Source organism: Cupriavidus sp. 207A1, assembly GCF_057798955.1.
Genome location: NZ_JBYOJO010000002.1, coordinates 447,013 through 470,682, shown reverse-complemented (window position 1 = coordinate 470,682; position 23,670 = coordinate 447,013). Strand labels below are relative to the sequence as shown.

Sequence of the window (23,670 nt, the reverse complement as noted above, 5' to 3'; positions counted from 1 at the left end):
AACATTTAATTGAGCGCGACGTGTGCGCCATGGCACACCTCGCGTGGGCACCGGTTCAGGCGTCGCCGAACAGTTCGCCGCCTTCGCCGGCCATGCCTTGCGGGCTGGCCAGGCCGAAATGCCGGTAGGCCGCCGCGGTGGCGACGCGCCCGCGCGGGGTGCGCTGCAGGTAGCCCTGCTGGATCAGGTAGGGTTCGAGCACGTCCTCGATGGTGTCGCGCTCTTCGCCGATCGCGGCGGCGAGGTTGTCCACGCCGACCGGGCCGCCGCCAAACTTGTGCAGCACCGCCTCGAGCAGCTTGCGGTCCATCAGGTCGAAGCCGACGCGGTCGACGTCGAGCATGGCCAGTGCGGCATCCGCCATCTCGCGCGTGATGGTGCCGTCGCCCTTGACCTCGGCATAGTCGCGCACGCGGCGCAGCAGCCGGTTGGCGATGCGGGGCGTGCCGCGCGCGCGCCGGGCGATTTCCAGCGCGCCTTGCGGATCGATGCGGGCATGCAGCAGCTGGGCCGAGCGGCTGACGATGCGGGCCAGCTCCTCGGCGGTGTAGAACTCCAGCCGCGCGACGATGCCGAAGCGGTCGCGCAGCGGGTTGGTCAGCATGCCGGCGCGCGTGGTCGCGCCCACCAGCGTGAACGGCTGCAGGTCCAGCTTGACCGAGCGCGCCGCCGGGCCCTCGCCGATCATGATGTCGATCTGGTAGTCCTCGAGCGCCGGGTACAGGATTTCCTCGACCACCGGCGAGAGCCGGTGGATCTCGTCGATGAAGAGGACGTCGTTGGCTTCGAGGTTGGTCAGCAGCGCGGCGAGGTCGCCGGGTCGCTCCAGCACCGGACCGGAGGTCTGGCGCAGGTTGACCCCCATCTCGCGCGCGATGATGTGGGCCAGCGTGGTCTTGCCCAGCCCGGGCGGGCCGAACAGCAGCACGTGGTCGAGCGCCTCGCGGCGCTTGCGCGCCGCATGCATGAAGATGTCCAGCTGGCCGCGCACCTTTTCCTGGCCGACATACTCGTCCAGCAGCTTGGGCCGCAGTGCGCGCTCGAACGCCTCCTCCTGCGACGAGGCGGGGGTGGCGGCGATCACGCGGGAGGGAGCGGCAAGCTTGTCTGTTTCGATCATGGTGGTCAGGGGCCCGGACTGCGGCAACAAAGCGCCATTCTACGCGCCAATCCGAAGCTCAACCCTTAGACAGCGCCTTTAGCGCCAGCTTGATGCCCTCGGACACCCCGGTGCCTGCCGGCACCTGCTTGATCGCGGCAGCGGCTTCTTTTTCCGAGTAGCCCAGCGCCAGCAGCGCATTGAGCACGTCGACGGCACTGTCGGGCACCGCTGGCGCGCCGGGCGCGTGGCCCAGTTCCGCGCCCAGCTTGCCCTTGAGCTCCAGCAGCAGGCGCTCGGCGGTCTTCTTGCCGATGCCGGGGATGCGCGTCAGGCGCCCGGCTTCCTGCAGCGTGATCGCCTGCGCCAGCTCGGGCACGGACATGCCCGACAGCACCGCCAGCGCCATGCGCGCGCCGATGCCGGTGATCTTGATCAGCTCGCGAAAGGTGTTGCGCTCGGCCGCGCTGCCGAAGCCGTACAGCAGGTGCGCATCCTCGCGCACGATCAGCTGCGTCAGCAGGGTCACCGGCTGGCCCACCGCCGGCAGGTTGTAGAAGGTGCTCATCGGCACGTCGACCTCATAGCCGACGCCGTGGCAGTCGACCAGCAGGTGCGGGGGATTCTTCTCGATAAGGGTGCCGGCGATGCGTCCGATCATGGTGCGGGAAAAAACAGGAGGTCAGGAAAGAGGCGGCCGCCAGTGTAGCGCGGCGGCCGCCCGGCCGGCTCAGCGTGCCGGTGTATCGACGGCGCGCCGGCCCAGCGCCGGGTCGTCGGTGAAGAAGCCGTCGATGCCGGCCGCGACGAAGGCCTGCACCTCGCGCTCCATGCCGGCCGGGCTGCGCGTGGCCTCGTCGCCGCCGCTCTGCAGCGCCTTGGGCAGGAAGCTGTTTTCCGGGCGGAAGGTGTACGGATGCACGAACAGGCCGGCGGCATGGGCCTGCTGCACCACCGCGGTCGGCGCGCCCAGCGCACCCTGCGCATCGCGGGGCACCACGCTGCTTTTCTCGGGGCCGATGCCGTCGGCGTAGGCCGCGACTTCGCGCAGGCCGGTCGTACTCAGCATGTCGCCATAGGTGCGGCCGTCGCCGGCCAGCTTCCAGTCGGCCGGGCCCTTGCGCGGGTTGCCGATCAGCTGGACCAGCCTGACGTTGGGCAAGCCGTTGCCCAGCGTGCGCCGCAGCGTGCGCAGGCTGCCGCTCTCGAAACACTGGATGAACACCGGCGCATTGCGCAGGTACGGCTGCGCCCGCACCGCCGCGGCGAGCTTGTCCTCAAGCGGCAGGCCGATGCCGCGGAAGTAGCTGGGGTGCTTCAGTTCGGCATAGATGCCGACGGGTTTGCCGGTGCGCAGCGCGGCCTGCTCGGCCAGGCGCACGATCTCGTCGAAGGTCGGTACTTCGAACTGGTCGTTCAACCGTGCATTGGCCGGGCGCAGGCGCGGAATGCGCTCGCGCGCGCGCAGCGTCTTCAGCTCGGCCAGCGTGAAGTCCTCGGTGAACCAGCCGGTCAGGCGCTCGCCGTCGATCACCTTGGTGCGCTTGCGCTCGGCGAACTGCGGCAGTTCGGCGACGTTGGTGGTGCCGGTGATGTCGTTCTCGTGGCGCGCCACCAGCACGCCGTCGCGGGTCATGACGAGGTCGGGCTCGATCGCGTCGGCACCATCCTCGATCGCCCTGGCGTAGGCGGCCAGCGTATGTTCCGGGCGCAGCGCGCTGGCACCGCGGTGCGCGATCACCAGCGGCTTGGACGGCGGCGCCGCCACCGCGGCAGGAGCACTCGCGGCGGGCGCCGGCGCCGGCGCAGCCGGCGCTGCGGCGCGCTTGGGGCGCGGCGCGGTGGCGCAGCCTGCGGCCAGCACCGCGCACGTCGCGGCGGCAACGGTCGGCAACAGCCAGCGGCGGCAGGCGGCAACAACACGGGCAAGGCTGGCGCGCGGGCGCGGCGCGCGCAGTCGGGACTGGCTAGGCATGCAGCGTTCCTGAGGTGGGACCAAGCCCCGATTGTAAAAGACGCGCAAGCGTGAGGCGGCAGCGGCAAGCACTGCGGCCGGCGTGTTCAGCCGACCAGGCGGCCGCGCCGCACGCGCATGCCCTTGCGCACCAGCTCGGGCGCCAGGCCGGCGAGCGTGCCCAGGGTATCGCCGCCGTTGGCATGGCAGATCGCCACGCCCAGCGCATCGGCGGCGTCGCTGCCCGGCTGGCCGGGCAGCATCAGCAGCCGCGTCACCATTTCCTGCACCTGCGCCTTGTTGGCGCGGCCATAGCCGACCACCGCCACCTTGAGCTGCAGCGCGGTGTATTCGAACACCGGCAGGCCATAGCCGACCAGCCCGCAGATCGCTGCGCCGCGGGCCTGGCCGAGCAGCAGCGTGGATTGCGGGTTGACGTTGACGAAGACCTTCTCGATCGCCGCGCAATCGGGCGCGTAGGTGCGCGACACCTCGCTGATGCCGTCGTACAGCGTTTTCAGCCGTTCCGGCAGGGTCGAGTTGCCGTCGCTCTTGATCGTGCCCGAGGCCACGTAGGCAAGCTTGTTGCCGTGCTTCTCGATCACGCCGAAGCCGGTGGTGCGCAGGCCGGGGTCGATGCCTAGGATTCGCATTGGGATGGGGTAGGGAGGACGCCGACTAGTGTATTGCTTTTTGCGCAGCCGGTTGCGGCGCTGGCGTCCATGAGCCGTTTGCGAGCGCCGCTAAGGTGCGGCCTGCTGCCGGTGTACTCCCTCTCCCGCTTGCGGGAGAGGGTTGGGGTGAGGGCGGGAGTGTCCACGAAGGACAGTCAGTGGTATGCCAGCGCCTGCCCTCACCCCCGGCCCCTCTCCCGCAAGCGGGAGAGGGGAGCAAACAAGCGGGAAAGCTTAATGCCGGAAATGCCGCGTGCCGGTCAGCACCATGGCAATGCCGCGCTCGTCGGCGGCGGCGATCACTTCGTCGTCGCGCACCGAGCCGCCCGGCTGGATCACGCAGGTCGCGCCCGCGTCGACCACCACGTCGAGGCCGTCGCGGAACGGGAAGAACGCGTCCGATGCCACCGCCGAGCCGGCCAGGGTCAGGCCGGCGTTCTGCGCCTTGATGCTGGCGATGCGGGCCGAATCGACGCGGCTCATCTGGCCGGCGCCCACGCCCAGCGTCATGCCGCCGCCGCAGAACACGATGGCGTTGGACTTGACGAACTTGGCCACGCGCCAGGCGAACATCAGGTCGTCCATTTCCTTCGGCGTCGGGTGGCGGCGCGTCACCACGCGCAGTTCGGACGGCTGCACGTTCTTGGCGTCCGGGCCCTGCACCAGCAGGCCGCCGCCAACGCGCTTGAAGTCGAACTGGTTGATGCCCTTGCCCAGCGGGATCTCGAGCAGGCGCACGTTCTGCTTGGCCGCGAACACCGCGCGCGCGGCGGCGCTGAACGACGGGGCGATCAGCACCTCGACGAACTGCCTGGCCACCGCCTGCGCGGCGGCTTCGTCCAGTTCCACGTTGAAGGCGATGATGCCGCCGAAGGCCGAGGTCGAGTCGGTCTTGAAGGCCTTGTCATACGCTTCCAGCGCGCTGGCGCCCAGCGCCACGCCGCACGGGTTGGCGTGCTTGATGATGACGCAGGCGGCGCCCGCGGCAGCGTCGAACGACTTTACGCACTCCCACGCGGCATCGGCGTCGGCGATGTTGTTGTACGACAGCTCCTTGCCCTGCAGCTGCACATAGTTGGCGAGCGCGCCGTCGACCGCCTTCAGGTCGCGGTAGAACGCCGCCGACTGGTGCGGGTTCTCGCCGTAGCGCATTTCCTGCACCTTGTCGAAAGCCAGGTTCAGGGTTTGCGGGTAGGCGCTGCGGGCCTGGTGCGACTTGTCGGCGCCGAGGCTGGTCAGGTAGTTGGTGATGGCGCCGTCGTACTGCGCGGTGTGCGCGAACACCTTGGTGGCCAGGCGGAAGTTGGTGTCGTAGCCGACGCTGTTGCCGTTGGCGCGCATTTCACCGAGCACCACGGCGTAGTCGGCCGGGTCGACGATCACGGTCACGTCGCGGTGGTTCTTGGCCGCCGAGCGCAGCATGGTCGGGCCGCCGATGTCGATGTTCTCGATCGCGTCCGGCAGCGTGCAGTCATCCTTGGCCACGGTCTGCTGGAACGGGTACAGGTTCACCACCAGCAGGTCGATGGTGGGGATGTTGTGCTCGGCCAGCGCGGCCATGTGCTCGGGCAGGTCGCGGCGCGCCAGGATGCCGCCGTGGACCTTCGGGTGCAGCGTCTTGACGCGGCCGTCGAGCATTTCCGGGAAGCCGGTGTAGTCGGCCACCTCCGTCACGGGCAGGCCGCTGTCGGCCAGCAGCTTGGCGGTGCCGCCGGTGGAAAGCAGCGTGACGCCGAGCGCGTTCAGTTCGCGCGCGAATTCGACGATGCCGGTCTTGTCGGAAACGGAGAGTAGGGCTTGCTTGATCATGGCAGTGGGAAACGCTTCAAATTCAAAGTAAACCGTGCTGCTGCAGCTTCTTGCGCAGCGTATTGCGATTGATGCCCAGGTAGGCGGCCGCCAGCGACTGGTTGCGCTCGGCGCGCACCATCACGGCTTCCAGCAGCGGCCGTTCGACCGCCTCGAGCACCATGTTGTACATGTTCGACGGCTCTTCGCCGTCCAGGTCGCGAAAGTACGTATCCAGGCTTTCCCGGATGCACTGGTCGATAGCGTTGCGGCTCATGCGGCAAGCAACTCCCCGTTTTTGTTGTTGTTCGCTTCGTCTTTGTCTTGCGCCGCGTCGTCGACATACACCAGCCGGTCCGAGAACTGCGCCTGCTCGTCGAAGAACGCATTGACCGCCGCCAGCTGCTCGGCGGTGCTTTCCAGCGTGTTCATGCGGTGGCGGAACAGGTTGGCGCCGCGCAGCCCGCGCGTGTACCAGGCAATGTGCTTGCGCGCGGTGCGCACGCCGGTGAACTCGCCATAGAAGGCGTAGTGGTCTTCCAGGTGTGCGTTCATGATGGCGCGGATCTCGGCCACTTCCGGCGACGGCAGCATCTCGCCGGTCTTCAGGAAGTGCTCGATCTCGCGGAACAGCCAGGGCCGGCCCTGCGCCGCGCGGCCGATCATGAGCGCGTCGGCGCCGGTCAGCGCCAGCACCTGCCTGGCCTTCTGCGGCGTAGTGATGTCGCCGTTGGCGACCACCGGGATCGACAGCTCCGCCTTGACCGCGGCAATAGTCTCGTACTCGGCGTCGCCGTGGTACAGGTCGGCGCGGGTGCGGCCGTGGATGGTCAGCATGCTGATGCCGGCGTCCTCGACCATGCGCGCGATGCGCAGCGCATTGCGGTTTTCGCGGTTCCAGCCGGTTCGGATCTTCAGCGTCACCGGCACGCGCTCGCCGACCGCGGCGACCACCGCCTCGACGATGCGCACCACCAGCGGCTCGTTCTGCAGCAGGGCCGAGCCGGCGGCGACGTTGCACACCTTCTTGGCCGGGCAGCCCATGTTGATGTCGATGATCTGCGCGCCGCGGTCGACGTTGTAGCGCGCCGCCTCGGCCATCATCGACGGCTCGGCGCCGGCAATCTGCACGGCGATCGGTTCGACCTCGCCGGCGTGGTTGGCGCGGCGCATGGTCTTCTCGCTCTTCCACAGCTGCGCGTTGGAGGCGACCATTTCCGACACCGCGTAGCCCGCGCCCAGCTGCTTGCACAGCTGGCGGAAGGGCCGGTCCGTCACGCCCGCCATCGGGGCGACAAACAGGTTGTTGCGGAGTTGGTGAGGTCCGATCTGCACGGCGGTGGTGGCGGTTATGGCGGTGAAGCGGCGATTCTGGTGGCCCGTCCCGGTGGCCCCGGCGTCGCCGCACGACATGCGCCGCGACGGATCGGGACAGTCTGTGCGGGGCGGGAAGGAAACAGAGACGAAACGGAAAAACATGCCCCTGCCGAAACTGCTGCCGGCGGTGGATCGGGACATGTGCGAGGGCAGGATTCTACCGCCAATCGGTCGAGGTTGCCCAAGATTTGAGCATCCGCGGCGCAGCGCGGCGGGGACCGTGGCGCCATGCCACATCGCCAGTGGCGCAAGCGCCACTGGCAGCGTCCGGCCAACCGATTTAACGGCGCATGCCGAACATCATGTGGCGCGCCAGCGCGTGCCGCAGCGGCGGCAGGCATGCCAGTGCCGCCAGCGACGCGCCGCGGGCATGGGCCGCGAGCGGGTAGGCCACGCCGAACACGCGCGGCAGCAGGTCGGTCACGCCGATGGTGACGGCGCGGTCAAGGCGGTGGCGGGCGGCAAACGCCTGCAGCGCTTGCGGGCTGCAGGCGCCGCGCAGCGAGTCGGCCAGCGCAAACGCATCGCGCAGGCCCAGGTTCAGCCCCTGGCCGGCTACCGGATGCAGCGTTTGCGCGGCATTGCCGACCGCGACCACGCGCCCGTTGACCGTGACCGGCGCGGCATTCAGCCCCAGCGGGAAGGCATGGCGCTTGCCCGCGAGCGTGAACTGGCCCATGCGGTCGCCGAAGGCCTGGCCCAGCTCCGCGGCAAACTGCGCCTCCGGCAGCGCGATGCGGCGCGCGGCCCGTTCCGGCGGGCAGCACCACACCAGCGCGTAGCCGGGCGTGCCGTGTTCCTCGTGCGGCAGCAGCGCCAGCGGGCCTTCCTCGGTGAAGCGCTCCCAGGCCCAGCCGGGCTGCGGGCGCGAGCAGGTCACATGGGCGATCACCGCGGTCTGGCGGTAGTCGCGCGTGCGTGCGCCGCGGCCCTGGTGCGCGGCCTGTTCATGGAACAGCCCGCCCTCGGCCTGGACCGCCACGCGCGCGGCAAACCGTGCCGCCTGGCCGTCGTGGCCAGTTCCCTGCAGATGCACGATGCCGGCGTCGGCCACGTCCGCGCCACGCGGCACCGGATCCTGCTCGATCCGCTCGATGCGGGTTTCGAAGACCCGCCGCAGCTGGCCTTCGCCGGCCGCCTGCGATGCCTGCGCCAGCGCCCGCTCCAGCACGTTGCACAGCTCGCCGTAGCGCACCACGTAGCCGAGCGCGGGCACGCCATAGTCGTCATGGTGCAGGCGGACATGACCGAAGCGGCCGCGCTGCGACACATGGATATGCTCGATCGGGCTGCCCGGCACCGGCCATGCGCCGATCTGCTCGAGCAGCTGGCGGCTGCCGTGCGACAAGGCGATCGCGCGCGGGTCGCGCGCCGCGCGCGCCGGCGTGGCGGCGTCTGCCAGCACGATGCGCCAGCCGGTGGTGTGCAACAGCTGGCAGGCCAGCGCCAGGCCGACCGGGCCGCCGCCGACGATGGCGATATCGGCCGGGCCGTCGAAATCAGGCTGCGGGGCCGCCATGGTCGCTGCCTCCTGCAGGGTCTGCGTCGGTTCCGGGCTGGGCTTCGGCGCCGCGCTTCCAGCAGATTGCGTCCGAGCGCGACTTGCCGGCCGCGGCGTCGCGCAGCGCATTGTCGAGCTTTTGCTGGTTGAAGCCCGGCAGCGCACGCAGCTGCTCCAGCAGCGCGGCATGGTTGGCGGCATCGAACGGCACCACGCAGCCCTGGCCCGAGTCCGGCGCGCCGATCAGGATCAGCCAGGCCCGGCCGGCCCAGGGCGCGCGCTCGGACACCCGCACCACCACGCGCTCGAGCACGTTCCAGGCGAGCTCCTCGCGCTGGCCGTCGGGGCGGTGCACCACCACGCGGTCGTCATACAGGTTGACGATGAACGGTTCGGATGGGTCGGGTCGCCGGGCACTGCCGGCCTGGTCGCGGGCGCCGCCCTGGCCCGGCAGGATCCTGCGCAGCCAGCTGATCATCGCTGCCCCCCGGCGCTGGCGCGGTCGCGCATCAGCGCTTCGATCTCGTCGGCCAGCACCGGCACGCCGCGCGTGATCAGCTCGCAGTCGCCCTCGGTGACCACGGCGTCATCCTCGATGCGGATGCCGATATGCCAGTAGTGCTCGGGCACGTCCTCGGCCGGGCGCACGTAGATGCCGGGCTCGATGGTCAGCACCATGCCGGGCTGCAGCGGCCGCCACGGCCGCTCGCCCTCGCCGCTGTGGCTTGCCACGCGGTACTCGCCCACGTCATGGACATCCATGCCGAGCCAGTGGCCGGTGCGGTGCATGTAGAAGCGGCGGTAGCTGCCGCTGGCCAGCACGTCGTCGAGCGTGCCTTCCTTGTTGCGGTCGAGCAGGCCGGTGTCGAGCATGCCCTGGGCCAGCACGCGCACGGCGGCGTCATGCGGCACGTTGTAGGGCACGCCGGCGCGGGTCTCGTCGATGGCGGCCTGCTGCGCGGCCACCACCAAGTCATACAGCTCGCGCTGTGCCGGCGAGAAGCGGCCCGAGACCGGGAAGGTGCGGGTGATGTCCGAGGCGTAGCCGTCGAGCTCGCAGCCGGCGTCGATCAGGCACAGGTCGCCGTCCTTCAGTTCGGCCGGGCCGGCGCGGTAGTGCAGCACGCAGGCGTTGGGGCCGGCGGCGACGATCGAGTTGTAGGCCACGCTCTGCGCGCCATGGCGGCGGAATTCATAGAGCAGCTCGGCCTCGAGGTGGTATTCGCGCAGGCCGGCGCGGGTGGCCTGCATCGCGCGCACATGGGCGCCGGCGGAAATCGCCGCGGCGCGGCGCATGATGGCCAGCTCGCCGGCATCCTTGAACAGCCGCATTTCGTCGAGCAGGGTGCGGATGTCGAGCGCCACCGATGGCGCGGCCACGCCGGCGCGGCCCTGCATGCGCACCGCGTCGAGCCAGCGCCGCACCTGCATGTCGGTGCGGATCGAATCGGCCAGCGGGTAGGCCAGCTGCGCGCGGTTGGCCAGCAGCGGCGGCAGCGTGGCATCGATCTCTTCGACCGAATGCGCTTCGTCGAAGCCGAACGCGGCGCGCGCGCCTTCCGGGCCAAAGCGGAAGCCGTCCCAGATCTCGCGCTCTTCATGCTTGGGGCGGCAGAACAGGATGCTGCGGTCGGCCTCGGCCGGCTCGCCGGGCGCGCCGGCCACCAGCACCAGCACCGCTTCGGGCTCGGTGAAGCCGCTCAGGTAATAGAAATAGCTGTCGTGCCGGTACGGATAGTCGCTGTCGCGGTTGCGCATGGCTTCCGGCGCCGTGGGCAGGATCGCCACGCCGCCGCCGCCGGCGCGCAGGTGCTGCAGCACTCGGGCGCGGCGTTCGCGGCAGGCGGCGAGGAGGGCGGCGAGGTGGGCGTGATCGGGTGCGGACATTGGTCTGGCCTGATAAGGAGGATCAGGCCGATTCTACCGCCGCTGGCGGCGCCGCTGCGCCAGTGGCGCCAAAGTCGCGCGCGCTAGCGCCCCGGTGCGGCCGACAGCATCGCGTCCAGCTCGGTCAGCTGCGCCGGCGTGCCGACGTTCTCCCAGCGACCGTCGAAGCGCTCGCCGGTGGCGGTGCCGGCGGCGATGCCGGCATGGTAGATCGGCGTCATCGCCAGCCGCGTGCCCGGCACGATATCGGTAAACAGCCGGGTGTCGTACAGCCCGATATTGCCGAAGGTGAGGCGCGCGCCGGTGGCCGGCTCGGCCTCGAGCGAGAGCCGGCCGTGGTCGTCCAGCGCGAAATCCCCGCGCGGATGGAACGGCGGGTTCGGCACCATCACCAGGTGCATGTGCGGCGCGGCCGCGCCGGCCAGCGCCTGCGCGCGCGGCAGCAGCGCGCGGAAATCGTAGTCGCAGAAGATGTCGCCGGACACCGCCAGGAAGATCTCGCCGCGGACCGGGTCGTGCGACAGCAGCGGCAGGGCCTTGGCGATGCCGCCGGCGGTTTCCAGCGCCTCGCCCTCGGCCGAATAGGCGATGCGCACGCCGAAGCGGCTGCCGTCGCCCAGCGCCGCTTCGATCTGCGCGCCCAGCCAGGCGTGGTTGATGACGATGTCGCGCAGCCCGGCGCGCGCCAGCGCTTCGATCTTCCAGACGATCAGCGGCTTGCCGCCCACCGCCAGCAGCGGCTTGGGGCAGGCATCGGTCAGCGGACGCATGCGGTCGCCGCGGCCGGCGGCAAAGATCATCACCTTCATCGGAACAGGGCCTCCAGGGCAAGCAGCGTGGCCATGCCGCCGGCAATGGTCCAGCCCACGCTGCGGGTACGTGCGGCAATCAGGATGGCGACCACGCCGGCCACCAGCCTGGCGTTGGTCGGGGTCAGGGCGAGCTCGCCCTGCTGCATCAGCAGGTCGGGTGCGATCAGCGCCGACAGCATCGCGGCCGGCACGAACTGCAGCGCGGTGCGAAACCACGACGGCAGCCGCACCCGGCCTTCGACGGCAATGAACGACAGGCGGATCAGGAACGTGGCCAGGCCCGCGGCCAGGAACACCCACAGCAGCGTCAGCGCGCTCATGCGGCCTCCTTGCCGGCGGTGCCGGCAGTGCCGCCGTCGGCGGCGTGGCTGGCGGCACGGGGCCCGGGGCGGTTGCCGCGTCCCAGCACCAGCATGCCGACGGCGATGCCGCCCAGCGCCGCCACCATCAGGCCGAGCTTGTGCGGCAGGCTGTAGCAGGCCACCGCCAGCGCGCTGGCGGCCAGCGCCGCGGCGACATGCGAGCGGTGTTTGAGGCCGGGCACGATGATGCCGATAAAGGTCAGCGGCAGGAAGAAATCCAGCGGCCAGTGGCGCGGCACCTGGGCCCCGACCAGCACGCCGGCCAGCGTCGACAGCTGCCAGCTGGCCCACAGCGCGAAGCCGCCGCCAAAGTAATACCAGTGGCGGTAGCGGGCGCGCGGGCCGGTGTCGCCCAGCCGGTGCGTCATCGCGGCAAAGGCCTCGTCGGTCAGCAGGTAGGCGATCAGCGCCTTCCAGCGCCGCGGCAGGTGGGCCAGGGTCGGCGCGATGGTGGCCGAGTACAGCGCGTGGCGCAGGTTGACCATGGCCACCGTCAGCGTGATCACCACCGCCGGGGTGCCGGCGGTCCACAGCTGGGTCAGGATCATCTGCGAGGCGCCGCCGAACACGATCGCGCTCATGGCGCAGGCGAGCCAGGCGGGCATGCCCGCGCCGACCGCCAGCACGCCGTAGATCAGCCCGAACGGCACCACGCCCAGCAGCATCGGCGCGAGCGCGCGCGCACCGGCCAGCCATTCGCCGGCGGCGGTGATGGCGGGCACGGCATTGTCGTCCGGACCGGTTGCGTCGGCGCGCATGGCGTCAGAACGTATAGCCAGCCGGGCTGGACACGCCTTCGAGCGCGTCCAGCAGGCGGATCAGCTTGCGCAGTTCGGTATAGCGCCCGGCCACCTGGCGCGTGTACTTCATCACCAGCGGCAGGTTGGCGAGGTAGCCGTCCTTGCCGTCGCGGTGGTACAGGCGGGCAAAGATGCCCAGCACCTTGAGATGGCGCTGCAGCCCCATCCACTCGAAGTCGCGGTAGAACTCGCCGAAGTCGGAATTGACCGGCAGCGCGGCCTTGCGCGCGCGCTCCCAGTAGCGGATCAGCCAGTCCAGCTGCTGCTCCTCATCCCATTCGATATAGGCATCGCGCCACAGCGACACCGCATCGTAGGTGATCGGGCCGGTCACCGCGTCCTGGAAGTCCAGCACGCCCGGGTTGGCGGTGCCCTCGAGCACCATCAGGTTGCGCGAGTGGAAATCGCGGTGCACGTAGACCTGGGGCTGGGCGAGGTTGTTGGCTAGCAGCGCTTCCGTCACTTCGTGCCAGTCAGCCTGCTGGGCCTCGGACAGCGTGGCGCCGAGGTGCCTGGCCACGTACCACTGCGGGAACAGGTCGAGTTCGCGCTGCAGCAGCGCGCGGTCGTAGGCGGGCAGTTCGCCGGGGCGCGTGGCGGCCTGGATGCGGACCAGCGCGGCGGCTGCGTCGGTGTAGAGGCCGTGCGCGGAGGAATCGTCCAGCTTCGACAGGTAGGTCTGGCTGCCAAGGTCGGCCAGCAGCAGGAAACCCTGGTCCAGGTCCTGCGCCAGCACCGTCGGCACGGTCACGCCGGCGGCGCCGAACAGCCCGCACACGTGGATGAACGGGCGGCAGTCCTCGTGCGCCGGCGGGGCGTCCATCACGATCGCGGTGGGATGCGCGCGATGGCCGGTGCGGACGCGGAAATAGCGCCGGAAGCTGGCATCGGCCGAAGCCGGCACGCAGGAATCGGGATCGGCGGACCATGCCGGTCCGAGTCCGGCCACCCAGGCCTTGAGCTGGTCCAGGCGCGGGTCGTGGGGAAGAGCTGCCATACAGGTACTTGTCGGAGGCACGTGTGGGGATGGGGCGCGGGGGCGGAACGAAAGTGAGAGCCCTCGATGACCGGAAATGAAACCGGAAGTAAGCGGCAAGAGCACCCCGGGTTGCCCCGTATAATACCCGACCAGACCGGGGCGCCGGTGGCCTCCGGCAGGGGCCGCGTTGCCCCGCAGCCTGCCCCGGCGGGGGCCTGGCGGCCTGCAGGCGAGCCGCTGCCCGTGCCGAGACTGACCACCCGTGCGAATGACCGAATCACAACGATCACCGAACAACAGGGCCTTGCCTTCGCCTGCTTCCCCCCGCGCCCCGGCCCGAGCCCGGCGCGGCGGCAGCCTGCACGCGGGCGCGCTGCGACCGCTGGTGCTGGCCATGGCCGGCCTGTCGGCCGGCGCCCATGGGCAGATGACCGGCTCGGCGATCCCCGACCTCGACCAGGTCGAGCCGGTGTTCGAAGCCGCGCCGCCGGCGCCGCCGCTGCCGGTGGAGTCCGGCGAACTGGTGCCGCGCCTGGCCGAGCCCGCCGCCAGGGCCGAGTCCGATCCCGACGCCCCCACCTTCATCGAAGCCGACCGCATGACCGGCTACAGCGAGCGCGGCGTCGAACTCGAAGGCCATGCCGAACTGCGCCGCGACGGCGGCGTAATCAAGGGCGACAAGCTGACCTACGACCAGGACACCGACGAGGCCTTCGCGCAGGGCAATGTGCGCATGTCGCGCGGCGGCGCGCTGGCGGTGGGGCCGGAAGCGCGGCTCAAGGTCGAGGCCAACGAAGGCTACATGCTGTCGCCGGACTACTATTTCCAGCAGACCGGCGGCACCGGCAAGGCCGAGCGCATCGATTTCCTCGACCAGAACCGCAGCACGGCCCGGCAGGCGTCGTACACTACCTGCTCGCCCGACAATGCCGACTGGTATTTCAGCGCCAACCGGATCGACCTGGACAGCGACCGCCAGGTGGGCGTGGCCTACGGCGGCGTGCTGAACTTCTTCGGCGTGCCGGTCGCCGCCGCGCCCGCGTTCAGCTTCCCGCTGAACGACGATCGCCGCAGCGGCTTCCTGCCGCCGCTGATGGGCTACAGCTCGAAGTCCGGTTTCGACGTCACCGCGCCGTACTACGTCAATATCGCGCCCAACCGTGACCTGACCATCTACCCGCGGCTGATGACCGAGCGCGGGCTGCAGCTCGGCGGCGAATACCGCTATCTCAGCGAGACCTACTCCGGCCGCGTGCGCGCCGAGTTCCTGCCGGACGACAGGAAGACCAACTCGAACCGCTGGGCCTATTCGCTGCAGCATACCCAGCGGCTGGCGCCGGGACTGGCCGCGTACCTGAACCTGAACCGGGTGTCCGATGACCGCTACCCGGACGACTTCAACCGCAGCGTGTCGCAATCGACGCTGCGGCAGTACACGCAGGAGGGCGGCGTCACCTACAACTGGCAGGACTTCACCCTGCTGGCGCGGGTGCAGAAGTTCCAGACGCTGCGCCCCAGCGAGCCCTCGTACGAGCGCGTGCCGCAGCTGAACGGCAAGTACATCCGCTATGACCTGGGCGGCTTCGACGTGCAGATGGAAGCCGACTATACGCGCTTCCGCATCCCGCTGACGTCCACCGGCTTCCAGCAGCCGCAGGGCGAGCGCATGTATTTCCAGCCCAGCATCAGCTACCCGATCGTGCGCGCGGGCTGGTACGTCACGCCCAAGGTGTCGTTCAGCGCCGCGCAGTACCAGATGGAAGCGGCCACCAATACGCCGACCGCGCAGAACAACCTGTCGCGCGCGATCCCGACCGTCAGCCTGGATTCGGGCATGACCTTCGAGCGCGACGCGCCGACCATCAGCCGCCTGTTCGGGGTCAACTACGTGCAGACGCTGGAGCCGCGCCTGTTCTACGTCTACACGCCGTTCCGCGACCAGAGCCAGTTCCCGCTGTTCGACACGGTGCAGTCCGACTTCGGCTACGGGCAGATCTTCAGCGAGAACCCGTTCACCGGCTACGACCGCATCGCCGACAACAACAAGCTGACCGGCGGCGTGACCACGCGCCTGATCGAGTCCGATACCGGCATCGAACGCTTCCGCGGCACCATTGCCCAGCGCTATGACTTCACCGGGCAGCGCGTGCAGCTCAACGGCACGCTGGCCGATCCCAAGTCGGGCTCGTCGGACCTGCTCGCCGCCACCACCATCCAGCTGTTCCGCGGCTACTATCTGGATGCGGGGGTGCAGTACAACCCCGATTCGGACCGGATCAGCTACGGCAACGTGGCGTTTACCTACCGCCCCGAGTCGCGCAAGGTGTTCAACGCCGGCTACCGCTACCGCCGGCCGACCTCGGTGACCGACAATACCGCGATCGACCAGTTCGAGCTGTCGAGCCAGTGGCCGATCACGCGCCGGGCCTACGGCATCGCGCGCTTCGCCTTCGACCTGACCGCCAGCCAGATGGTCGATGCGCTCGCCGGCGTCGAGTACGCCGCGGACTGCTGGGTCGGCCGCGTGGTCTACCAGCGTTTCCGCAACACCACCCAGGGCTACACCGGGCGGGTCTTCCTGCAGGTGGAGTTCCGTGGCCTTTCCAAGATCGGGTCCAACCCGTTGAACATCCTGCGCCTGAACGTGCCGGGCTACGAGCCGGTCTCGGCCAAGCCGGTGCCGACGACCCAGTTCGATCACTATGAATGACGGATTACGATGAAACGTCAAGAATTCGCCGTGTTTTCCTTTTTGCTGACGTCCTGGCACCGGCTGCTGTTGCCGGCCGTGCTGGCCGCGATGGCGATGCCCGCCGCCGCGCAACTGAAGGCGCCCGGCACGCCGCGCGCCAGCGGCATCTTCGTGCCGCAGGCGTCCGACGTCACCGCGCCGTCCAGCCAGCCCAAGCTGGGCGTGCCGCAGGCCGGCGGCCAGAAGCGCTCGCAGCTGATCGACGAAGTGGTGGCGGTGGTCAACAACAGCGTGATCACGCGGCGCGAACTGCTTGACCGCGCCGACGAGATCGAAAGCCAGCTGCGTGCCGGCGGCCGTCCGGTGCCCGCGCGCGCCGACCTGCTGGGCGAGGTGCTCGAGCGCCTGGTGATGGAGCGCGTGCAGACCCAGGCCGCGCAAGACGCCGGCATCCGCGTCACCGACCAGGAAGTCGACCGCGCGATCGAATCGGTGGCGCAGCAGAACCAGATGAACGCGGCCGAGCTGCGCCGCCGGGTCGAGAGCAGCGGCATGACCTGGACCAAGTACCGCGACGAGCTGCGCAAGCAGGTGCAGGTGATCCGCCTGCGCGAGCGCGAGGTCGACTCCAAGGTGCAGGTCTACGACGGCGAGATCGACAACTACCTGGCGGCGCGCGGCGGCCAGGGCGCGGCCGGCGGCCCGACTGAATACAACATGGCGCAGATCCTCGTGCGCGTGCCCGAGAATGCCTCGGACGCCCAGAAGCAGGCGCTGCGCGCCAAGGCCGACGGGCTGCTCAAGCAGGCCCTGGAGGGCGCCGACTTCGCGCAGCTGGCGCAGGCCAGCTCCGAAGGGCCCGAAGCGGCCCAGGGCGGTGCCATGGGCTTTCGCGAAATCGGCCGCCTGCCGGCGCTGTTCGCCAATGCCGTGGTCGACCTGCAGCCGGGCGCGGTGGCGCCGCAGGTGGTCGAGAGCGCCGCCGGCTTCCACGTGATCAAGCTGGTGGCCAAGCGCGCGGCGCCGGCCTCGGGCCCGGCCGCGGCCGGCAAGATCACGCAGACCCAGGTGCGCCACATCCTGATCCGCACCGGCCCCAACATGCCCGAGGCCGAGGCGCGCCGCCAGCTCGGCACGCTGCGCGACCGCATCACCCATGGCGGCGACTTTGCCGATGCGGCCAAGCGCTTCTCGCAGGACGGCTCGGCGCAGAACGGCGGCGACCTGGGCTGGGTGTCGCCGGGCGAACTGGTGCCCGAGTTCGAGCAGGCCATGAGCCGGCTGCGCCCGAACGAGATCTCCGAGCCGGTGGTCACGCAGTTCGGCGTGCACCTGATCCAGGTGCTGAACCGCCGCGAGACCGAGCTGTCGCCGGAGAAGCAGCGCGACTTTGCCCGCGCCGAGGTCCGCGAGCAGAAGCTGCGCGCCGCCTATGATGACTGGGTGCGCCAGCTGCGTTCGCAGGCGTACGTGGAGTACCGGGTCAACCGGCAGCGCTGACGCGCCGGTGCCCGTCCGCCCATCAGCGCCGCCACCCGCGCCCACCGACATGCCCGACCCGCTAGCCCTGGCCATTTCCACCGGAGAACCCGCCGGCATCGGCCCCGATATCACCATCGGCGCGCTGCTGCAGCTGGCGGGCGCCAACCATGGCTATGACGGCGCAGCCTACCGCTTCCATGTGCTGGGCGATGCCCGCCTGCTGGCCGAACGGGCCGAGGCAATCGGCGTCACCCATGCCTGGGAGCGGCGCCTTGCCGACGGCGGCGTGGTGATCGAGGACATCGCGCTGGCGGTGGCGTGCGAGGCCGGACGGCTCGATGCGCGCAACGGCCGCTATGTGCTGAAGCTGCTCGATGCCGCCATCGACGGCTGCCGGCCGCACGGCGGCGCCGCGCCCCGGTATGCCGCGATGGTCACGGCGCCGGTGCAGAAGAGCACCATCAACGACGCCGGCGTGTCCTTCACCGGCCATACCGAATACCTCGCCGAAAGCGCCGGCGTGCCGCGCGTGGTGATGATGCTGGCCGGCCCGCAGCCGGCGCACGACGATGCCATGCTGCGCGTGGCGCTGGCCACCACCCACCTGCCGCTGCGCGCGGTGCCCGATGCGCTGTCGGTGCCGCTGCTGGTGCAGACGCTGGCGATCATCGATGCCGACCTGCGCCGCTGCTTCGGCATCGCGCGGCCGCGCATCCTGGTCACGGGCCTGAACCCGCACGCCGGCGAAAGCGGCCATATGGGCCGCGAAGAGATCGACATCATCGCGCCCGCGCTGGCGCAGGCCAAGGATGCCGGCATCGACGCGCGCGGGCCGTTCCCGGCCGACACGCTGTTCCAGCCGCGCCACCTGCGCGATGCCGACTGCGTGCTGGCGATGTACCATGACCAGGGGCTGGCGCCGCTCAAGTACGGCACCTTCGGCCACGGCGTGAACATCACGCTGGGGCTGCCCTTCATCCGCACGTCGGTGGACCACGGCACCGCGCTCGACCTCGCCGGCACCGGCCAGGCCGAGCACGGCAGCATGATCGAGGCCATTCGCACGGCGGTTATCATGTCTGGCCACGCCAACGGCCGACGGCCCGGCGGCGGTGCCCCGGGCCATATCCCTACCGGCACGCAGCCGCCATGCTGACGCCGGACTAATACATCATGCGTTCTAACGTGCACCAGGGCCATGTGGCCCGCAAACGATTCGGGCAGAACTTCCTGGTCGACGACACCATCATCCACGGCATCGTCAATGCCATCAGCCCGCAGGCCGGCGACGTGCTGGTCGAGATCGGGCCGGGCCTGGGCGCGCTGACCGACCCGCTGCTCGAGCGGATCGCGCAGATGCAGGTGGTCGAACTGGACCGCGACCTGGTCGAGCGGCTGCGCCGCCGCTATGGCGAGCGCCTGCAGGTCCACGCCGGCGACGCGCTCGACTTCGACTTCGACAAGCTGGCCGTGCCCGGCCGACCGCTGCGCATCGTCGGCAACCTGCCGTACAACATTTCGAGCCCGCTGCTGTTCCACCTGATGGAGTTTGCCGACCACGTGCACGACCAGCACTTCATGCTGCAGAAGGAGGTGGTCGAGCGCATGGTCGCCGAGCCCGGCAGCAAGGCCTTCGGCCGGCTGTCGATCATGCTGCAGGTGCGCTACTACATGGAGCACGTGCTGGACGTGCCGCCGGGCGCCTTCAATCCGCCGCCCAAGGTCGACTCCGCCGTGGTCCGCATGATCCCGTGGCCGCGCCACGGCGATGGCCGGCTGCGTTCGCCGCATGCCGATTGCGACATCACCGTGCTCGGCGACGTGGTCACGGCGGCCTTCTCGCAGCGGCGCAAGGTGCTGCGCAACACGCTCTCGTTCCTGCGCGACCAGGTCGATTTCGATGCCATGGGTTTCGACCTGGGCCGGCGCGCCGAGGAAGTGCCGGTCGGCGAGTATGTCGAGCTGGCCCGGCGCCTGGGCGACAAGGCCTCGGGCCAGGCCGCCTGAGCGCGGCAGCCGAATTCCCGCATTCCCAAAGCATCCCGATTCTCCCGCGACTATTTCCGTGCAAGACCGTCCCATGACAGCCCAAACCAGCCCAACCAACCGGCGTCCCGTAATCCTGACCGGCGACCGTCCCACCGGCCCGCTGCACCTCGGCCACTTCGTCGGCTCGCTCAAGAGCCGCGTCGCGCTGCAGGATTCACACGAGCAATACCTGCTGCTGGCCGACACCCAGGCCATGACCGACAACGCGCACGATCCCGACAAGGTGCGCCGCAACGTGCTGGAGGTGGCGCTGGACTACCTGGCGGTCGGCATCGACCCGGCCAAGACCACCATCACGGTGCAGTCGCACCTGCCCGCGCTGGCCGAGCTGACGCTGATGTACCTGAATTTCGTCACGGTGGCGCGGCTGGAGCGCAACCCGACCATCAAGGAAGAGATCCAGGCACGCGGCTTTGGCCGCGACATCCCGGCCGGCTTCCTGTGCTACCCGGCCTCGCAGGCCGCCGACATCACCGCCTTCAAGGCCGAGGTGGTGCCGGTGGGCGAGGACCAGGCGCCGCTGATCGAGCAGACCAACGAAATCGTGCGCCGCATCAACCACCAGGTCGGCCGCGACGTGCTGCCCGAGTGCAAGGCGATGATCCCGCAGTTCGGCCGCCTGCCCGGCGTCGACGGCAAGGCCAAGATGAGCAAGTCGATGGGCAACGCGATCGCGCTGGGGGCCGCGCCCGAGCAGATCAAGGCCGCGGTGCACAGCATGTACACCGACCCGAACCACCTGAAGGTGTCGGATCCTGGCCAGGTCGAGGGCAACGTGGTGTTTACCTACCTCGATGCGTTCGATCCGAACACCGAGGAGGTCCAGGCCCTGAAGGAACACTACCAGCGCGGCGGTCTTGGCGACATGGTGCTCAAGCGCCGCATCGAGGGCGTGCTGCAGGACATGCTGGCCCCGATCCGCGAGCGCCGCGAAGCGCTGGCCAAGGATCCGGACTATGTCTTCGACATCCTGCGCCAGGGCACCGCGAAGGCGCGCGAACTGACCCAGCAGACGCTGGAGGAAGTGCGCGACGCGCTCGGCATGTTCTCGTTCGAGGCGCGCCGCTGAGCGCGCTGAGGGTTTGCTCCCTCTCCCGCAGGCGGGAGAGGGGAGCTCCAATCTCTCACCTCCGCCGGTTCACCAGCACGATCCCCGCCAGCACCAGCACCGCCGCCACCGCGAAGCGCGGGCCCACGGTGTCGTGCATCAGCACCACGCCGAAGGCGACCCCGAACAGCGGCGTCAGGAAGGAAAACACCGACAGCCGCGACGCCAGGTAGCGCTGCAGCAGCCAGAACCAGGCCAGGTAGCTGGCAAAGGCGATCAGCACCGACTGGTAGAACAGGCTCGCCAGCACCACGCCGTCGATCTGCACGGTGGCGGTCTGGCCGCCGGCGAGCGCCATGCCCAGCAGCATCACCGCGGACACCGCCAGCTGGTACAGCAGGGTCTTGCTGGCCGGTGCGCCGGCCAGCGGGCTGGCGCGCACCACCACGGTGGTGGCCGCCCACAGCGCGCCGGCCAGGATGCCGAGCGCATCGCCCAGCAGCGTGCTGCCCTGCGCCGACGGCGCGGCGATGCCATCGGCAAAGGCCAGCGCCATGCCCGCGAACGCCAGCGCCACGCCCAGCCACTGGCCCGGATGCAGCCGTTCGCCGGGCACCACCAAATGCAGTCCCAGCGCGGTGAAGATCGGCGCGGTGTACAGGAACACCGCCATGCGAGAGGCCGTGGTGTGCCCGAGGCCGACAAAGATGCAGAAGAACTCCGCCCCGAACAGCAGCCCCGCCAGCAGGCCGGCGTTGAGCGTGCCGTCGCGCCGCCACAGTGGGGTGCCGCGCCACGCCGCGAAGCCGAACACCAGCAGCGCCGCCACCGCCGAGCGCACCCCGGCCTGCAGCACCGCGCCCATCAGCGGCGCGGTCACCTTGATCACCACCTGCTGCAGTCCCCAGGCGGCGCACAGCACCACCATCAGGCCGATGGCGGTGGCGTCGAGCGGCTGGCGCGCGATACTCTGCGTGCTCACGGCGCAGGCCTTCAGGGACGGCTGGCGTCGCGGGTGGAATGGCGCTCGATCAGCTCGATCTTGTAGCCGTCCGGGTCTTCGACGAAGGCGATCACGGTGGTGCCGCCCTTGACCGGGCCGGCTTCGCGCGTGACCTTGCCGCCCGCGGCGCGGATGCGCTCGCAGGCCGCCGCGGCATCGTCGGTCTCCAGCGCGATGTGGCCGTAGGCGGTGCCGAGGTCGTAGCTGTCGACGCCGTAGTTGTAGGTCAGCTCCAGCACCGCGGTTTCGCTCTCGGGGCCGTAGCCGACGAAGGCGAGGCGGTACTTGTACTCGGGGTTGTCGCTCTGGCGCAGCAGCTGCATGCCGAGCACGCGGGTGTAGAAATCGATGGAGCGCTGCATGTCGCCGACGCGCAGCATGGTGTGGAGGAGTCGCATGGGAGGGCCTTCAACTGTTATCGGTATAGGAAGGCGCCATTTTAGTGCCTTTGGCCGAAACCCACCGGGCCCAGCCCCGGTAGCGGTAGCGGCCCTCAGAACGTCGGCAGCAGCTCGGGCGGGTGCGCGCGCAATTGCGCGCGGGCGTCGCGGAACTCGGGAAAGATCGACTCGACGGTTTCCCAGAAGCGCGGGCCGTGGTTCATTTCCTTCAGGTGCGCGAGTTCGTGCGCGGCGACATAGTCGATCATCGACAGCGGGAAATGCATCAGGCGCCAGTTCAGCCGGATCTTGCCGTCGGCGGTGCAGCTGCCCCAGCGCGTCGCGGCCGAGGTCAGGGCGAAGCCGGTGTGGCGCACGCCCAGCCTGGCGGCATAGAGGTCCAGCCGCTCGGCCAGCAGGCGGCGTGCCTGCTGCTGCAGCCAGCCCTGCACGCGGTCCTTGATCTGCTGCTCGTCGGCATGGGCCGGCAGCGCCAGGTGCAGCACGCGGCGCTCGGCATCGAACAGCAGCGCGCCGATCGGCGACTCCAGCGCCAGCGTCAGCGGCTGGCCGAGGAAGGGCAGGGCGGCGCCTTCGCGCCATTGGACCGTCGGCAGCACGCGGCGCGCTTCGCGGTGGCGCCACTCGCCCAGCTTGTTGAAGATCCAGCGCTGTTTTTCCAGGATGGCCGCCTCGATATCGGCCAGCGTGACCCAGCGCGGCGCCGTGATCGACAAGCCGCGGTCGTCGATGGTGAAGCCGATGGTGCGGCGCGCGGAGCGCTTGAGGGTGTAGTGCAGCGGCCGCTCACCGATCTGCAGCAGGCGCGCATTGGGCTGCGGCACCGGCCACGCCGGTGCTTGCTGCGGTTGCGGCGGCTCCGGTGCCAGCGGCGCCGCCGGCTGCGGCGCGTGGGCGGGTTCCGCCAGCGGCAGCTCCAGCTGCGCGCCGTCGGCGTCCGCGGCGGGGCGCAGCAGCTTCATGCGGTCGACTCGCTGCGCTGCGCAGCCTGGTAGCTTTCCGGGTCGATGCGGCGCATGTCGCGTTCGATCCAGTCGGCCACTTCCTGGTTGAGCTGGTCGGCGGTCTTGTTGGCCGATGCGATCGGCGGGCCGACCGAGATCGTCACCATGCCCGGATACTTCATGAACGAATTGCGCGGCCAGACCCGGCCCGAGTTGACCGCCATCGGCAGCACCCAGGCACCGGTTTCCACCGCCAGGCGCGCGCCGCCGCTCTTGTAGCGCGTCTTTACCAGGCCCGAAGGGGTGCGCGTGCCTTCCGGGAACATGATGATCCACGCGCCTTCGGCCAGCCGCTCGCGGCCCTGGCGGGCCGCCGAGGCAAACGCGCGCGTGCCTTCCTTGCGGTTGATATGGACCATCTTCAGCATGCCCAGCGCCCAGCCAAAGAACGGCACCAGCAGCAGCTCGCGCTTGAACACGAAGCACAGCGGCTTGGGCATCAGCGCGACGTAGGCCACGGTTTCCCAGGCCGACTGGTGCTTGGACAGCAGCACCACCGGCTTGTCGAGCATGCCGTCCATGTGCTCATGGCCTTGGATGCGGTACTGGATGCCGCAGATGACGCGGGCGGCGCCGATCACCAGCCGCGGCCAGCCGCGCACGAAGCGGAAGCGCTGGTCGGCATTCATGAACGGGAACACCAGGAAGCAGGCGCAGGCGTAGGGCGGCGTCAGCACCAGCAGGTACAGCGCGAACAACAGGGAACGAAGGAACGTCATGCGGGGGGCGCAAAAAGGGAATGGGTGCGGACGCGTGGG

At 69.8% G+C, this 23,670-nt stretch carries 23 protein-coding genes; 5 read left to right on the top strand and 18 right to left on the bottom strand.

The annotated features are described in order from the left end of the window. Positions 1-55: 55 nt before the first annotated feature. The 14 genes from ruvB to AC3FMM_RS04865 form a co-directional block, all read right to left on the bottom strand. Entirely contained in the window at positions 56-1,120 is a 1,065-nt protein-coding gene (gene ruvB, locus AC3FMM_RS04930; RefSeq protein WP_115679399.1) for a Holliday junction branch migration DNA helicase RuvB, read from the bottom strand. 58 nt (positions 1,121-1,178) lie between these two features. Next, positions 1,179-1,760 (bottom strand): Holliday junction branch migration protein RuvA, encoded by a 582-nt coding sequence (ruvA, locus tag AC3FMM_RS04925; protein WP_018008807.1) that lies wholly within the window; start codon positions 1,758-1,760, stop codon positions 1,179-1,181. A gap of 69 nt (positions 1,761-1,829) precedes the next feature. Continuing rightward, a complete protein-coding gene (locus AC3FMM_RS04920; RefSeq protein ID WP_115708200.1) occupies positions 1,830-3,074 on the bottom strand; it encodes a glycerophosphodiester phosphodiesterase in 1,245 nt (414 codons plus the stop codon). Positions 3,075-3,160: 86 nt separating this feature from the next. Beyond that, complete coding sequence (ruvC, locus tag AC3FMM_RS04915) at positions 3,161-3,706, bottom strand: crossover junction endodeoxyribonuclease RuvC (RefSeq protein ID WP_115663009.1); 546 nt, start codon at positions 3,704-3,706, stop codon at positions 3,161-3,163. A 255-nt stretch (positions 3,707-3,961) separates the two neighbouring features. Beyond that, positions 3,962-5,536, bottom strand: a complete 1,575-nt coding sequence (gene purH / locus AC3FMM_RS04910; RefSeq protein WP_116312154.1) for a bifunctional phosphoribosylaminoimidazolecarboxamide formyltransferase/IMP cyclohydrolase — start codon at positions 5,534-5,536, stop codon at positions 3,962-3,964. Between the two features lie 22 nt (positions 5,537-5,558). After that, a complete protein-coding gene (locus AC3FMM_RS04905; protein ID WP_010813887.1) occupies positions 5,559-5,792 on the bottom strand; it encodes a Fis family transcriptional regulator in 234 nt (77 codons plus the stop codon). Further along, positions 5,789-6,850 (bottom strand): tRNA dihydrouridine synthase DusB, encoded by a 1,062-nt coding sequence (gene dusB, locus AC3FMM_RS04900; RefSeq protein WP_115711549.1) that lies wholly within the window; start codon positions 6,848-6,850, stop codon positions 5,789-5,791. The genes AC3FMM_RS04905 and dusB overlap by 4 nt, the downstream gene beginning before the upstream one ends. Positions 6,851-7,172: 322 nt before the next feature. After that, positions 7,173-8,411, bottom strand: coding sequence for a UbiH/UbiF/VisC/COQ6 family ubiquinone biosynthesis hydroxylase (locus tag AC3FMM_RS04895; protein ID WP_488686192.1), 1,239 nt, complete (start codon positions 8,409-8,411; stop codon positions 7,173-7,175). Continuing rightward, complete coding sequence (locus AC3FMM_RS04890; protein ID WP_488686191.1) at positions 8,392-8,871, bottom strand: hypothetical protein; 480 nt, start codon at positions 8,869-8,871, stop codon at positions 8,392-8,394. The genes AC3FMM_RS04895 and AC3FMM_RS04890 overlap by 20 nt, the downstream gene beginning before the upstream one ends. Then, positions 8,868-10,280, bottom strand: coding sequence for an aminopeptidase P N-terminal domain-containing protein (locus AC3FMM_RS04885; RefSeq protein WP_488686190.1), 1,413 nt, complete (start codon positions 10,278-10,280; stop codon positions 8,868-8,870). The genes AC3FMM_RS04890 and AC3FMM_RS04885 overlap by 4 nt, the downstream gene beginning before the upstream one ends. Before the next feature lie 83 nt (positions 10,281-10,363). Beyond that, a complete protein-coding gene (gene murU / locus AC3FMM_RS04880) occupies positions 10,364-11,089 on the bottom strand; it encodes an N-acetylmuramate alpha-1-phosphate uridylyltransferase MurU (protein WP_115679406.1) in 726 nt (241 codons plus the stop codon). After that, complete coding sequence (locus tag AC3FMM_RS04875) at positions 11,086-11,412, bottom strand: AzlD domain-containing protein (protein ID WP_012351792.1); 327 nt, start codon at positions 11,410-11,412, stop codon at positions 11,086-11,088. Before AC3FMM_RS04875 ends, murU begins: the two co-directional genes overlap by 4 nt. Continuing rightward, positions 11,409-12,212, bottom strand: a complete 804-nt coding sequence (locus tag AC3FMM_RS04870) for an AzlC family ABC transporter permease (RefSeq protein ID WP_116312158.1) — start codon at positions 12,210-12,212, stop codon at positions 11,409-11,411. The genes AC3FMM_RS04875 and AC3FMM_RS04870 overlap by 4 nt, the downstream gene beginning before the upstream one ends. Positions 12,213-12,216: 4 nt before the next feature. Continuing rightward, positions 12,217-13,251 (bottom strand): aminoglycoside phosphotransferase family protein, encoded by a 1,035-nt coding sequence (locus AC3FMM_RS04865; RefSeq protein ID WP_115708210.1) that lies wholly within the window; start codon positions 13,249-13,251, stop codon positions 12,217-12,219. Between the two features lie 250 nt (positions 13,252-13,501). Between AC3FMM_RS04865 and AC3FMM_RS04860 the strand changes: the two genes are divergently transcribed. The 5 genes from AC3FMM_RS04860 (at position 13,502) to trpS (ending at position 20,525) form a co-directional block, all read left to right on the top strand. Beyond that, entirely contained in the window at positions 13,502-15,943 is a 2,442-nt protein-coding gene (locus AC3FMM_RS04860; protein ID WP_488686189.1) for an LPS-assembly protein LptD, read from the top strand. Positions 15,944-15,952: 9 nt separating this feature from the next. Then, on the top strand, positions 15,953-17,425 hold the full coding sequence (locus AC3FMM_RS04855; protein WP_115708214.1) for a peptidylprolyl isomerase: 1,473 nt from the start codon (positions 15,953-15,955) through the stop codon (positions 17,423-17,425). Positions 17,426-17,474: 49 nt separating this feature from the next. Then, the gene (gene pdxA, locus AC3FMM_RS04850; RefSeq protein WP_414249773.1) at positions 17,475-18,563 is read left to right on the top strand and encodes a 4-hydroxythreonine-4-phosphate dehydrogenase PdxA; all 1,089 of its coding nucleotides are present in this window, start codon (positions 17,475-17,477) and stop codon (positions 18,561-18,563) included. A 17-nt stretch (positions 18,564-18,580) separates the two neighbouring features. After that, positions 18,581-19,414 carry a 16S rRNA (adenine(1518)-N(6)/adenine(1519)-N(6))-dimethyltransferase RsmA gene (gene rsmA / locus AC3FMM_RS04845; protein ID WP_115679412.1) on the top strand — a complete coding sequence of 278 codons (834 nt, stop codon included), beginning with the start codon at positions 18,581-18,583 and terminating at the stop codon, positions 19,412-19,414. 73 nt (positions 19,415-19,487) lie between these two features. Next, positions 19,488-20,525: a tryptophan--tRNA ligase gene (gene trpS / locus AC3FMM_RS04840; protein WP_116312162.1), complete on the top strand. Its 1,038-nt coding sequence runs from the start codon at positions 19,488-19,490 to the stop codon at positions 20,523-20,525. A gap of 55 nt (positions 20,526-20,580) precedes the next feature. On the opposite strand, the gene AC3FMM_RS04835 is transcribed toward trpS, so the two are convergent. The 4 genes from AC3FMM_RS04835 to AC3FMM_RS04820 all read right to left on the bottom strand — a co-directional run bounded on the left by AC3FMM_RS04835 (position 20,581) and on the right by AC3FMM_RS04820 (position 23,631). Then, positions 20,581-21,432, bottom strand: coding sequence for a DMT family transporter (locus AC3FMM_RS04835; protein WP_488686218.1), 852 nt, complete (start codon positions 21,430-21,432; stop codon positions 20,581-20,583). 65 nt (positions 21,433-21,497) lie between these two features. Further along, positions 21,498-21,905, bottom strand: coding sequence for a lactoylglutathione lyase (gloA, locus tag AC3FMM_RS04830; RefSeq protein ID WP_018008824.1), 408 nt, complete (start codon positions 21,903-21,905; stop codon positions 21,498-21,500). Positions 21,906-22,000: 95 nt separating this feature from the next. Then, positions 22,001-22,870, bottom strand: coding sequence for a M48 family metallopeptidase (locus AC3FMM_RS04825; protein ID WP_115708221.1), 870 nt, complete (start codon positions 22,868-22,870; stop codon positions 22,001-22,003). Further along, positions 22,867-23,631 (bottom strand): lysophospholipid acyltransferase family protein, encoded by a 765-nt coding sequence (locus AC3FMM_RS04820; RefSeq protein WP_115708222.1) that lies wholly within the window; start codon positions 23,629-23,631, stop codon positions 22,867-22,869. Before AC3FMM_RS04820 ends, AC3FMM_RS04825 begins: the two co-directional genes overlap by 4 nt. Positions 23,632-23,670 lie beyond the last annotated feature (39 nt).